11 protein-coding genes are annotated in these 12,057 nt (G+C 68.9%); 3 read left to right on the top strand and 8 right to left on the bottom strand.

The features are described 5' to 3' along the window. Nucleotides 1-36 precede the first annotated feature (36 nt). From LTH93_RS01975 to leuC, 6 genes are all read right to left on the bottom strand, one after another. On the bottom strand, nt 37-1,185 hold the full coding sequence (locus LTH93_RS01975; RefSeq protein WP_241464394.1) for a D-alanine--D-alanine ligase family protein: 1,149 nt from the start codon (nt 1,183-1,185) through the stop codon (nt 37-39). A 3-nt stretch (nt 1,186-1,188) separates the two neighbouring features. Next, on the bottom strand, nt 1,189-2,208 hold the full coding sequence (locus LTH93_RS01980; RefSeq protein WP_241469917.1) for an NAD(P)H-dependent glycerol-3-phosphate dehydrogenase: 1,020 nt from the start codon (nt 2,206-2,208) through the stop codon (nt 1,189-1,191). Further along, entirely contained in the window at nt 2,205-3,155 is a 951-nt protein-coding gene (locus LTH93_RS01985; RefSeq protein WP_241469919.1) for a lysophospholipid acyltransferase family protein, read from the bottom strand. The genes LTH93_RS01980 and LTH93_RS01985 overlap by 4 nt, the downstream gene beginning before the upstream one ends. A gap of 24 nt (nt 3,156-3,179) precedes the next feature. Beyond that, a complete protein-coding gene (murA, locus tag LTH93_RS01990) occupies nt 3,180-4,502 on the bottom strand; it encodes a UDP-N-acetylglucosamine 1-carboxyvinyltransferase (RefSeq protein ID WP_241464391.1) in 1,323 nt (440 codons plus the stop codon). 145 nt (nt 4,503-4,647) lie between these two features. Continuing rightward, on the bottom strand, nt 4,648-5,247 hold the full coding sequence (leuD, locus tag LTH93_RS01995; protein WP_241464390.1) for a 3-isopropylmalate dehydratase small subunit: 600 nt from the start codon (nt 5,245-5,247) through the stop codon (nt 4,648-4,650). A 99-nt stretch (nt 5,248-5,346) separates the two neighbouring features. Then, a complete protein-coding gene (gene leuC, locus LTH93_RS02000; protein ID WP_241464389.1) occupies nt 5,347-6,780 on the bottom strand; it encodes a 3-isopropylmalate dehydratase large subunit in 1,434 nt (477 codons plus the stop codon). 118 nt (nt 6,781-6,898) lie between these two features. Between leuC and LTH93_RS02005 the strand changes: the two genes are divergently transcribed. Further along, nucleotides 6,899-7,822, top strand: coding sequence for an IclR family transcriptional regulator (locus tag LTH93_RS02005; RefSeq protein ID WP_370642631.1), 924 nt, complete (start codon nt 6,899-6,901; stop codon nt 7,820-7,822). Nucleotides 7,823-7,898: 76 nt separating this feature from the next. After that, the gene (locus LTH93_RS02010; RefSeq protein WP_370642632.1) at nt 7,899-9,230 is read left to right on the top strand and encodes a UDP-glucose dehydrogenase family protein; all 1,332 of its coding nucleotides are present in this window, start codon (nt 7,899-7,901) and stop codon (nt 9,228-9,230) included. On the opposite strand, the gene thiL is transcribed toward LTH93_RS02010, so the two are convergent. Together thiL and LTH93_RS02020 are read right to left on the bottom strand one after the other, a co-directional pair. Further along, complete coding sequence (thiL, locus tag LTH93_RS02015; RefSeq protein ID WP_241469920.1) at nt 9,217-10,332, bottom strand: thiamine-phosphate kinase; 1,116 nt, start codon at nt 10,330-10,332, stop codon at nt 9,217-9,219. The two genes, LTH93_RS02010 and thiL, sit on opposite strands and share 14 nt — an antisense overlap. Nucleotides 10,333-10,401: 69 nt before the next feature. Continuing rightward, nucleotides 10,402-11,025, bottom strand: coding sequence for a hypothetical protein (locus LTH93_RS02020; protein ID WP_241469921.1), 624 nt, complete (start codon nt 11,023-11,025; stop codon nt 10,402-10,404). A gap of 421 nt (nt 11,026-11,446) precedes the next feature. On the opposite strand from LTH93_RS02020, the gene LTH93_RS02025 reads away from it, so the two are divergent. Further along, the gene (locus LTH93_RS02025; protein ID WP_241464386.1) at nt 11,447-11,980 is read left to right on the top strand and encodes a DUF421 domain-containing protein; all 534 of its coding nucleotides are present in this window, start codon (nt 11,447-11,449) and stop codon (nt 11,978-11,980) included. Nucleotides 11,981-12,057 lie beyond the last annotated feature (77 nt).

Genomic DNA, 12,057 nt, shown 5'->3' on the forward strand with positions numbered 1-12,057 from the left:
CGGCAGGACTGGTGCAGCCCGCCCGCCCGGGCAGGTTCAGCGCAGGCCGGAGGGGCGCTGCAGCGCCAGGCTGATCAGCTCGGTGATCAGCGCGGTGTAGCCGATCCCGGTGGCCTTCCACATCTGCGGGTACATGCTGATCGGGGTGAAGCCGGGCATGGTGTTGACCTCGTTGATGACCACGTCCCCGGCGGTGGTGTAGAAGAAGTCTGCCCGCGAGATGCCCTCGGCGCCGAGGGATTCGAACGCGATGACGGCCTGGCGGCGGATCTCCTCGCTGACCTCCGCCGGCAGCTCGGCCGGGCAGGAAAGGTCCGCGGCCGCGGCGTCGGTGTATTTGGCGGTGAAGTCATAGAACTGGTGCGCCTGGGAGCCGTCGTGGACCACGATCTCGCCCAGCAGCGAGGCGCGGGCGGGTGCGCCGTTCTGGGATCCGAGCACTCCGCACTCGATCTCCCGACCGTCGATCCCCTGCTCCACGATCACCTTGGGGTCGTGTCTGCGCGCCTCGGCGATGGCGTCTTCGAGCTGGGCGTGGTCATCGACCCGGGTGATGCCCATGGAGGAGCCTGCTCGGGAGGGCTTCACGAACACCGGCAGCGTCAGCTCGCGGATCCGCTCCAGCGCCGCGGCGGGATCCTGGGTCCACTGTCGGTCGGTGATGGTCACCCAGGGCCCGACGTGCAGCCCGGCGGCGGCGAAGGCGATCTTCATGTAGTGCTTGTCCATGGCCAGCGCAGAGCTGAGCACCCCGGCGCCGACGTAGGTCAGTCCGGCGAGCTCGAGCAGTCCCTGGATGGTGCCGTCCTCGCCGAAGGGCCCGTGCAGCAGCGGGAAGACCACGTCGACGTGGCCCATCGCGGTGGAGCTGCCGTCGGCGTGGACCTCGAGGAGCTCGGCGCGGCGCTCGGAGGAGCCTGCGGCGCCCGAGTGCAGCTGCACCGTGGACTCGGTGGGCAGCACCCGGGGCAGCTCCTCGCCGCCGAAGCCGTGGCTGCGCGGGTCGGTGACCGGGCGGGTCCACTGGCCGGTGGCGGTGATGCCGACGGCGACGACGTCGAAGGCGTCGGTGTCGATGGCGTTGAGCACGCCGGCCGCGGTCACGCAGCTCACCGCATGTTCGGAGGACTGCCCGCCGTAGAGGACGAGGACGCGGGGCTTGCATGCAGGGTCAATCTCTGCCATGGGTCATCTTCCTTCGGCTTTGAGGTCTCGTGCCAGCAGCAGCGAGGACAGGCGGTCCACCGGCAGCTTGCCGTCCAGGACGGCCACCACGGCTTCGCAGATCGGCATCTCGACCTCGTGCTGGCGGGCCAGCTCCACCACGGCGGAGCCGGACTTCATGCCCTCGGCGGTCTGCGAGAGCTGGGCGGTGGCCTCGTCGGCGGTGAGCCCCTCGCCGAGGAGCCGACCGGCGCTGCGGTTGCGCGAGAGCGGGGAGGCGCAGGTCGCGACGAGGTCACCGAGGCCGGCGAGGCCGGAGAAGGTCTCCAGGCGTCCGCCCAGCTCGGTGGCCAGGCGGGTGGTCTCGGCCAGCCCGCGGGTGATCACCGAGGCTTTGGAGTTGTCGCCGAGCTTCTGCCCGTCGCAGATGCCCACCGCCAGGGCGATGACGTTCTTCACGATTCCGGCGATCTCGACCCCGATGACATCGGTGTTGGTGTAGGGCCGGAAGTACGCGTTGTTGCACAGCGCCGCCACGCGTTCGGCGGTCTCCTCACTGGTGCTGGCGACCACCGAGGCGGTGGGCTGCTCCTGGGCGATCTCCATGGCCAGGTTGGGTCCGGAGACCACCGCGATGCGCTCGGGGGCGACGGCCAGCTCGGCGCCGATGACCTCGGACATGCGCAGGTCGGTGCCCCGCTCGAGACCCTTTATCAGCGAGACCAGGACGGCGGACTCGTGCAGGTTCTCGCGGACCACCTGCAGCTGCGAGCGCAGCGACTGGGCCGGCACGGCGAGCACGACGATCTCCGCGTCGCGGACGGCCTCGGCCAGGTCGCTGGTGGCGGTGATCATCTCCGGGAGGCGGGTCTCGCCGAGATAGGTGGTGTTGGTATGGGACTCGGTGATCTCGGCGGCCACCTCGGGGCGGCGGGCCCAGAGCGCGATCGTGGGTGCGTGGCCTCCGAGCACGGCGGCGTCGGCCATCACCTTGGCGAAGGTGGTGCCCCAGCTGCCGGCTCCCAGGACGGCGATCTTGGTCATGGCTGACCCTCCTGCGCGTCGTCGGACTGGTCGGCTGCGGGGTGCTGAGCTTCCCGTGGGGCGCGGCGCGGCTGCCTGCGCGGGACCCGCTGGCGCAGGCTGCGGTCCCAGATCATCTCCGGGGGCTCCTCCCCGCGCAGCGCGGCCACCCCTTCGGTGAGCGCGGCCTCGATGCGTTCGGTGGCCTCGGTGAGCACGGCCCGGGTCATCGGGCCGCCGCGCAGGTCGGAGAGGTCGATCGGCTCTCCCACGGTGAGCTGGTAGCGCTTGCGTGGGAAGAACTTGGGCATCTTGGCGTAGGTGCCGAAGAGCTCCTGAACGCCCCAGTGGGTGATCGGGATCAGCGGGGCCCCGGTGCTCAGCGCGAGCCGCGCGGCGCCGGTCTTCGCGCGCATCGGCCAGCCCTCGGGGTCCCGGGTGAGGGTGCCTTCGGGGTAGATCATGATCGCACCGTCGGCGGCGAGCACGTCCTTCGCCGCCTCCAGCGAGCGGCGGGCGTCGGTGCGGCTGTCCCGGGAGACCGGGATCTGCTTCAGGCCGCTGAACACCTTGCCCAGCACCGGGATGCGGAACAGCGAGTCCTTGGTCATGAAGTGGAAGGTGTGGCCGCTGCGGTAGACGGCGTGGGCGACGGCGAGCGGATCGACCTCGCTGACATGGTTCGCCACCACGATGAACCCGCCGTGCGGCAGCGTCTCCAGGCCGTGCCAGCGGCGTCCCATGGCCAGGTTCAGCACTGGGACGCACACGACGGCGGCGGCGGAGAACCCGAGCCGGGTGCCGCGACCCACGGTGTAGTCCATGGTGCCATGGGCTGAGCCCCCGCGGGTCAGCGTGGTCTCAGCCGGCTCGGCGCGCTTGGACTTCCGGCGGCTCGAGCCGGATTTGCGGCGGCTCGAGCGGCCTCGGCCCTCGACGGGTGCTGGGTCGCTGCTCTGATCGGTCACAGAGATAGACCCTACCGGCCCGACTCAGCGTTCGGACATCACGACATCCGCACCCAGGTCGTTGAGCTTGTCCATGAAGTGCTCGTAGCCGCGGTTGATGACTTCGATGCCGGTGACGGTGGAGGTGCCCTTCGCGGCCAGCGCCGCGATCAGGTGGGAGAAGCCGCCGCGCAGGTCCGGGACGTCGATCTCGGCACCGGTGAGCTCCACCGGACCGGAGATCACGGCGGAGTGCAGGAAGTTGCGCTGCCCGAAGCGGCAGGGGCTTGAGCCCAGGCACTCCCGGTGCAGCTGGATGGAGGCGCCCATCCGCTGCAGCGCCTCGGTGAAGCCGAACCGGTTCTCATAGACGGTCTCGTGCACGATCGAGACGCCGTGGGCCTGGGTCAGCGCGACCACCAGCGGCTGCTGCCAGTCGGTCATGAATCCCGGGTGCACGTCGGTCTCGAGCACCAGCGGCTTCAGGGCGTGGCCTGCGTGCCAGAAGCGGATGCCGTCGTCGTCCACGGCGAACTCGCCGCCGATCTTGCGGTAGGTGTTCAGGAAGGCCATCAGGTCACGCTGGGCGGCGCCCTTGACGTAGATGTCGCCCTGGGTGACCAGTGCGGCCGAGGCCCAGGAGGCGGTCTCGTTGCGGTCGGTGATCGCGCGGTGGCGGTAGCCGGAGAGCCGGTCCACGCCTTCGATACGGATGGTGCGGTCGGTGTAGACCGTGATGATCGCGCCCATCTGCTGCAGGATCGCGATCAGGTCGTGGATCTCCGGCTCCACCGCGGCGTTCTCGAGCTCGGTGATGCCCTCGGCGAGCACCGCGGTGAGCAGCACCTGCTCGGTGGCTCCCACGGAGGGGTAGGGCAGGGTCAGCTTCGCGCCCTTGAGCCCGCGCGGCGCGGAGATGTGGATGCCGGTGGGAGATTTGTCGACGACGGCGCCGAAGTTGCGCAGCACTTCGAGGTGGTAGTCGATCGGGCGGTCACCGATCCGGCAGCCGCCGAGGTCGGGGATGAACGCCTCGCCGTGCTGGTGCATGAGCGGACCGCAGAAGAGGATCGGGATGCGGGAGTCCCCGGCATAGGCGTCGATCTCGGAGTGCGCGGCGCTGTAGGAGTCGCGCGGGTCCAGCGTGAGGTCATTGGTGACCGGGTCGGCGTCGACCTTGACGCCGTGGATCTGGAGCAGATTGGTGACGATCTCGACGTCTTTGATCGCCGGGACGTTGCGCAGCTGCGAGGGCTCGCTGCCCAGCAGCGCGGCCACCATGGCCTTCGGCACGAGGTTCTTCGCGCCACGGACGTGGACGGAACCCTCGAGTGGCTTTCCACCTTGGACGGTGAGCAGCTTGGCCATTGGACTGGATGTCCCTTCTTCGACAAACGTGGAATGTAGCTTTGCCACTGTAACCACATCCGCTGGGGTCCCTTCCCAGTTCCGCCGGTGGCGGAGGCAACAATTCGGTCAAGCCCGAGCCCCCGCAGGGTGGAATCAGGCGAGGTCAGACCTTTACTGGCAGGGTTTTCGGCTTGAATCCGGGCCGTGTCTCCTCGAAGGCCAACACGTGCGACTCTTCGCGCAATGTGAGCGAGATATCGTCGAGTCCCTCGAGCAGCCGCCAGCGGGTGTAGTTGTCGATCTCGAAGGTGGTGTCCACCGAGCCGCAGCGCACGGTGCGGTTCACCAGGTCCACGGTGATCTCGGTGCCGGGGTTGTTCTCCAGCTCCTTCCAGATGAGCTCCACATCGGGCTGGGCCACCTTCGCGGCGAGCAGGCCCTGCTTGGCCGAGTTGCCGTAGAAGATGTCGGCGAAGCGCGAGGAGATCACGGCGCGGAAGCCGTAGTCCTTCAGCGCCCAGACGGCGTGCTCGCGGGAGGAGCCGGTGCCGAAGTCGGATCCGGCCACCAGCACCGAACCGTGCTTGTAGACGGGCTGGTTGAGCACGAAGTCCGGGCTCTTCCGCCAGGAGGAGAAGAGCGCATCTTCGAAGCCGGTCTTGGTGATCCGCTTCAGGTAGACCGCGGGGATGATCTGGTCGGTGTCCACATTCGACTGCTTCAGCGGGACGCCGATGCCGGTGTGCGTGGTGATGGGTTCCATGGTCACTTTCTCAGCAGTTCAGAGCGAGGCTCAGAGGTGTCGGTGAGCGAGGCTCAGAGGTGTCGGTGAGCGAGGCTCAGAGGGGTCGGTGAGCGAGGTTCAGGCGGGGACGAGGAGGTCGGCGGGCGCGGAGAGGGTGCCGCGGATCGCGGTGGCGGCGGCCACCACCGGGGAGACCAGGTGGGTCCGGCCGCCCTTGCCCTGCCGACCCTCGAAGTTGCGGTTCGAGGTGGAGGCGCAGCGCTCTCCGGGGGCCAGCTGGTCCGGGTTCATGCCCAGACACATCGAGCAGCCGGCGAAGCGCCATTCGGCGCCGAACTCCTTGAACACCTTGTCCAGGCCCTCGGCTTCGGCCTGCAGCCGGACCTTCGCGGAGCCCGGGACCACGATCATCCGAATCTCGGGGTCCTTCTCGCGGCCGGCCAGGACCTCCGCGGCGGCACGAAGATCCTCCATCCGGGAGTTGGTGCAGGAGCCCAGGAAGACGGTGTCCACCCGGATGTCCTTCATCCGGGTGCCCGGTTCCAGGTCCATGTAGGTCAGCGCGCGTTCGGCGGACTCGCGGGCGACGTCGTCGGTGAAGTCGGTGGGGGCCGGGACCGCGCCGTTGAGGCTCACGCCCTGGCCCGGGTTGGTGCCCCAGGTGACGAAGGGGTCCAGGGTGTCGGCGTCGAGGATCACCTCGGCGTCGAAGACGGCGCCGTCATCGGTGCGCAGCGACTCCCAGTATTCGACGGCCGAGTCCCAGTCCTCGCCCTGCGGGGCGTGCGGGCGATCCTTGATGAACTCGAAGGTGGTCTGATCCGGGGCGATCATCCCGGCCCGGGCGCCGGCCTCGATGGACATGTTGCAGATGGTCATCCGCGCGTCCATGGAGAGCTCCTCGATGGCGCTGCCGCGGTATTCGAGCACGTAGCCCTGCCCGCCGCCGGTGCCGATCTCGGCGATGACCGCCAGGATGATGTCCTTGGAGCTGACGCCGGGGCGCAGCGAGCCGTTGACGGTGATGGCCATGGTCTTGAACGGCTTCAGCGGCAGGGTCTGGGTGGCCAGGACATGTTCGACCTCGGAGGTGCCGATGCCCATCGCCAGGGCGCCGAAGGCCCCGTGGGTGGACGTGTGGGAGTCACCGCAGACCACGGTCATGCCGGGCTGGGTGAGTCCGAGCTGCGGTCCCACCACGTGGACGATCCCCTGGTCGGCGTCGCCCAGGGAGTGGATCCGGACGCCGAACTCCTCGGCGTTCGCGCGCAGCGTGTCCACCTGTTTCCGCGAGATCGGGTCCGCGATCGGCTTGTCGATCTCCAGCGTGGGGGTGTTGTGGTCCTCGGTGGCGATGGTCAGATCCGGGCGACGGACCGGACGGCCGGCCAGGCGCAGACCCTCGAAGGCCTGCGGGCTGGTCACCTCGTGGACCAGGTGCAGGTCGATGTAGAGAAGGTCCGGGGACCGCTGACCGTCTGACTCCTTGCCGGGGACGACGACGTGGTCGCGCCAGACCTTTTCAGGCAACGTGAGTGGCTTGTTCGCCATGGGATCCTCCTGATTGGCTCACTCTCTACAGAACCACCATTGGACGGCGGCTTCTATACCCCCACGCACAGGTCTCATTATCTGAGATCGCGTGGGCGATTACCAGTATCATGAGCACATGCCAGCTTTGCCCTATTCCCCCCGGCCCGGTGAGCAGTACTCGCCCCAGACCTCCCGTTCCGCCGCCTCCGCGGCCGGCGGCACCGGTCCGCGCCGGATGGTGGCGCAGAAGCTGCCCCCGGCAGACGCTGCCGGCACGACTCCGCCCACGCTGCCTGCGGATCCGCCGCGCCCGCTGCACTCCCCCTCCGGGATCGGGGTGGTGGACAAGTCGGTGATGATCATGGACGCCCTGGAAGCCGGTCCGGCCTCGCTGGCCCAGCTGGTGGAATGCACCGGACTTGCCCGGCCCACCGTGCACCGGCTGGCCAGCGCGCTGGTCCATCACCGCTTCCTCAGCCGCGACGTGCGTGGACGCTATGTGATCGGGTCCCGGCTCGCCGAGCTGGCCTCGGCCGCCGGCGATGACCGGCTGGTCACCGCGGCGGGCCCGATCCTGCTGCGGCTGCGCGACGCCACCGGCGAGAGCTCCCAGCTCTATCGCCGGCAGGGCGACGCCCGGGTCTGTGTGGCCTCCGCGGAGCGGCCGATCGGGCTGCGCGACTCGATCCCGGTGGGCACCCAGCTCTCGATGAAGGCCGGCTCCGCCGCCCAGGTGCTGCTGGCCTGGGAGGACCACGAGCGCCTGGTCGAGGGCCTGCAGGGCGCCCGCTTCACCCCCACGGTGCTCGCCGGGGTGCGACGACGCGGCTGGGGCGAGTCCCTCGGGGAGCGCGAGGCCGGGGTCGCCTCGGTCTCAGCCCCGGTGCGCGGACCCTCGGGACGGGTGCTCGCTGCGGTGTCGATCTCGGGACCGATCGAGCGGCTGACCCGCCAGCCCGGACGGCAGTACGCCGGCGTCGTCGTGCAGGCGGCGCATCAGCTCACCGAGCTGGTGCGCAAGAACCCCGACGCCGCCGAACACGGGCTGGGCGAGCAGTAGCCCAGGCACACCGACCGAGGCACGCCCGCCTGGAGGCATTTCCCAGGAATCTCGGTCCCGCCTCTATGATGAGGGCGTGATTGAGAATATAAGCGTCATCGGAACTGGCTACCTCGGCGCCACCCATGCGGCATGCATGGCAGAGCTGGGCTATAACGTCCTCGGCGTGGACATCGACCCGGAGAAGATCGATTCGCTCTCCCGCGGCGAACTTCCCTTCCATGAACCCGGCCTGCCGGAGCTCATCCGCAAGCACGTGGATTCGGGTCGACTGCGCTTCACCACCGATCTCGAAGAGGTCGGCGCCTGGGGCGACGTGCACTTCATCGCCGTGGGCACCCCACAGCAGGCCGGCGGCACCGGCGCGGACATGACCTTCGTCAACGCCGCCACCAGCTCGCTGGCACGGGCGATCAAGAAGGACGCGCTGATCGTCGGCAAGTCCACCGTCCCGGTGGGCACCGCCCGGCGGCTGGCCGCCCTGGTCGAGGAAGAGTCCGCCGAGGGTGTGCGCGTGACCCTCGCCTGGAACCCCGAGTTCCTGCGTGAAGGCTTCGCCGTCGAAGACACGCTGCGTCCCGACCGGCTGGTCGTGGGCACCGCCGATGAGGCCGACGAGGCCGTGCTGCGCGAGGTCTACTCCGAGGCGCTGAGCCGGGAGACCCCCTGGATCACCACCGACTTCGAGACCGCCGAGCTGGTCAAGGTCGCCGCGAACGCGTTCCTGGCCACCAAGATCTCCTTCATCAACGCCTTCGCCGAGGTGACCGAGACCGTGGGCGGCAACATCACCACCCTGGCCGACGCGATCGGCCACGACACCCGCATCGGGCGCAAGTTCCTCAACGCCGGCGTCGGCTTCGGCGGCGGCTGCCTGCCCAAGGACATCCGCGCCCTGCAGACCCGCGTGGGCGAGCTCGGCCTGGACCACACCATGCGCTTCCTGGATGAGATGGACCAGATCAACCTGCGCCGCCGCGACAAGGTGGTCACGCTCGCCGAGCAGATCCTCGACGCTGACCTCACCGGCAAGCGCATCGCGGTGCTGGGTGTGGCGTTCAAGCCGCTCTCCGACGACGTCCGCGACTCCCCCGGTCTGGATGTGGCCGTCCGGCTGTTCAGCTCCGGCGCCGACGTCGCCGTCTATGACCCGGAGAGCAACCGCAATGCGGCCAAGCGCTTCCCGCGCCTGGGCTACGTGGACTCGCTCATCGAGGCTGTCACCGGCGCGGACCTGGTGGTCCTGACCACCGAGTGGAACGAGTTCAAGGCGCTCACCCCCAGCGACCTCGAGCCCCTGGTGGCGCAGAAGCAGTTCATCGACGCCCGCAATGTGCTCAGCGCCGAAGAATGGGAAGGCGCCGGCTGGCGCTTCGCCCAGCTGGGTCGGATCTTCAACGCCGCCTGAACGAATCCCAGCCACGATCACCGATGGCGCCCGTGAGGACCACCTCGCGGGCGCCATCGGCGTCTGATCCGGCTTCTTCGCCCGCCTCGGAGGTCTCTGCGACGTCCAGGATCTCGCCGACCCTCAGGAAGCCTGCCGGAAGCGTCACGTCTGCGGGGAAGCTGGCGAGCAGCTCGTAGTCCTCTCCCCCGGCGGCGGCCCAGCGCAGCACCTGCGCGTGCGCCTGCGTCGCCGAGAGTCCCAGAGCCTCTGCGGCCGGGAGCAGAGCAGCAGCCTGCTCAGCCAGGGCCGTCTCGTCCAGGAGCACCCGCACGGCGGAGGCTCGGGCGATCCGTCCGGCGTCGCGCAGCAGTCCGTCGGAGAGGTCCATGCCGGCGGTGGCCCCGGCGGCCAGGGCCTGGGCGCCGGTGGTCAGGCGCGGTGCGGGAGCGATCTGGGCGTCGCGCAGCCGGGAGAGCCGCGGCTCGGCAAAGGGGTGGCCGGCTTCGAGCAGCGCCAATCCTGCCGCGGCCGCGCCCAGGGGGCCCGAGACGGCGAGCTGGTCTCCCGGTCGGGCGCCGGTGCGGCGCAGCGGCGCCCGGCCGGCAGGCAGCCGCCCCACGGCGGTCAGGGTCACCGAGATGCCGGGGCCCGTGCCGAGGTCGCCGCCGGCGATGTGGCAGTGTCGCGCGCCTTCGCGGCGCATCGCCTCGGTGAGTCCGCGGTAGAACCCGCGCACCCAGTCCAGCGGTGTGGCTTCGGGCAGCGTCAGGCTGACCAGAAGGGCGATGGGCGTCGCCGCCATGGCGTTGAGGTCGGAGAGGTTCTGTGCGGCGGCCTTGAGCCCGACGGCTCGGCCCATCGGGGCGCCCTGATCCGGCGCTGTCCACCAGCTCGCGCGGAAGTCCTGGTCCTGACTCAGGGTGTCAGTGGTGAGCGCGATGCGGGCGGGTGCGCCGTCGTCGGGGAGCTCCAGCACCGCCGCGTCGTCACCGGAGGCCAGGGCAAGCGCGGCCAGGTCGGTCTCGCGGCTGTGTAGATCGCCGAGCTCCTGAAGGATGACGGCGAGGACCGCGTCCTCACCGGACTCCCCCACGCTCAGCGCGTCGGGGTCATTCAGCATCAGGGCCACCCAACATCAGGATCGCTGGCGCTCGGACTCATTCTGCATGGGAATCATTCTGCATCAGGGTCACGGGACATCCGGGAGCTCAGCCGCCAGGACCGCAACACCCGCATCGTCGCGGATCTCCAGGCGCTCCACGTCCTCACGCAGCACCGCCCAGCCCATCCGACACTCGAGGGGCACTTCGGTACCGAGGAATGACGCTGACTCGATCTCCTGCCCATCCGCGGCCACCAGTGCCACGGTGAAGGAGCCCTCGCCGGTGAGCCCATCGATCTCCACGACCGCCTCGGTGCCCCGGTCACGGGCGATCAGCACCCCGTCAACCTCAATGCCTCGGTCGCTGAACCGCAGCGGCTCCAGAGAGCCGGGAGGGACCGGCGGGGCCTCCTCATGCCGGGAACCCAGGCCGCGGCGCAGCGCGGTGCGGAACTCGCGCAGCGCGCTCAGCTCCTCAGCAAGCTGCGGGTCCTGCGCGCACATCGCGTCCAGCTCCTGCTGCTCGGCCTCGCTGAGCTCATCTGCGAGGGCGGCGCCCAGCAGCTCGGCCCCCCGCTGGGATGTTGGACCGGAACGCCTCGCGGGGCCCTGCTTGGACGCCGGATCAGATTCGGGCTCGGCAATCGAGCTCGCCTGGAGACGCCCCGCTGGAGTCAGCCGGGGGTCGGCGTCGTCGTGATGTTCACTCATGCCCCACCTTCATGTCTTCATCATCGCGCGGCGCAGGACGCCCGCCCCTCATGCAATTCGCCCCGCCAGTTTATCCAGCTCGACAGACGTCTCTCATTCCTCATCCGGGCCTTCGACCAGTCAATCCACGGTCGAAGAGTCCGGCTCTACAATACACAGCGTCCTCTGTGTCGAAAACCCTCAGACAAAAGATAGGTTCAATTACCGTCAATGCCAAGGCGACCTGCTTCCTACTACTTAGTGCCGAGTCGAAATTAGGTATACCGAGTTCCCGAAGAGGTCGCGACGAGCACCGATTCTCAGTGAGACATTCATCACTCTCGAGTCGAGGCGGGGAGCATACGGGACAACCCCATCGTGTTCGCTGTGCCGGTGGACACTTCCGGTGGACACCGACACAGCGAGGTGAAAGGGTCAGCCGATGGACATGACCCAATTCTGGGACGGGTGGGATCCCATCATCCACACCGTCATCACACTCACCGCAGGCTACATAGCCCTACTCATCATTCTCCGACTCTCCGGCCCGCGGACGATGGCGTCGATGACGCCGCTGGACTTCATCGTGGCGGTCACCATCGGCTCGGCGTTCGGTCGTACCCTCACCGCGGTCGATGTGCCGCTGAGCCAGGCGATACTCACGGTGCTGCTGCTGGTGCTGCTGCAGTGGCTCATGGCCTGGATGCGCGGCCGCTCCCCGAAGATGCGCCGGATCCTGGACGCGCCCCCGGTGCTGATCTACTACCAGGGCAAGTTCCAGCGCAAGGCGCTGCGCAAGCACCAGCTGGTCGAGGACGACATCCACACCGCGGTGCGCTCCTCCTCCCGCGGCTCCCTGAAGGAGGTCTCGGCGGTGATCCTGGAGCAGAACGGCGGCCTGGTGGTCATCGGCGACGCCGAGCTCGACGACTCCTCCTCGGTGCTGAAGTTCACCGGCGAGGCCGAAGACGACTGACCCACTCCTCCCACGTCGAGGGGCGGATTCTCCGCGCACTCTGGGCCGAAAAGCCCATAAGATGCACGGAGAATCCG

The organism is Nesterenkonia sp. DZ6 (assembly GCF_022565835.1).
GTDB lineage: Bacteria > Actinomycetota > Actinomycetes > Actinomycetales > Micrococcaceae > Nesterenkonia.

Bases quoted from the DNA above. Each gene is read 5' to 3' on its own strand.
- LTH93_RS01975 (WP_241464394.1), bottom strand. From the start codon at position 1,185: ATGGCAGAGATTGACCCTGCATGCAAGCCCCGCGTCCTCGTCCTCTAC.
- LTH93_RS01980 (WP_241469917.1), bottom strand. From the start codon at position 2,208: ATGACCAAGATCGCCGTCCTGGGAGCCGGCAGCTGGGGCACCACCTTC.
- murA (WP_241464391.1), bottom strand. From the start codon at position 4,502: ATGGCCAAGCTGCTCACCGTCCAAGGTGGAAAGCCACTCGAGGGTTCC.
- leuD (WP_241464390.1), bottom strand. From the start codon at position 5,247: ATGGAACCCATCACCACGCACACCGGCATCGGCGTCCCGCTGAAGCAG.
- leuC (WP_241464389.1), bottom strand. From the start codon at position 6,780: ATGGCGAACAAGCCACTCACGTTGCCTGAAAAGGTCTGGCGCGACCAC.
- LTH93_RS02005 (WP_370642631.1), top strand. From the start codon at position 6,899: ATGCCAGCTTTGCCCTATTCCCCCCGGCCCGGTGAGCAGTACTCGCCC.
- thiL (WP_241469920.1), bottom strand. From the start codon at position 10,332: ATGCTGAATGACCCCGACGCGCTGAGCGTGGGGGAGTCCGGTGAGGAC.
- LTH93_RS02020 (WP_241469921.1), bottom strand. From the start codon at position 11,025: ATGAGTGAACATCACGACGACGCCGACCCCCGGCTGACTCCAGCGGGG.
- LTH93_RS02025 (WP_241464386.1), top strand. From the start codon at position 11,447: ATGGACATGACCCAATTCTGGGACGGGTGGGATCCCATCATCCACACC.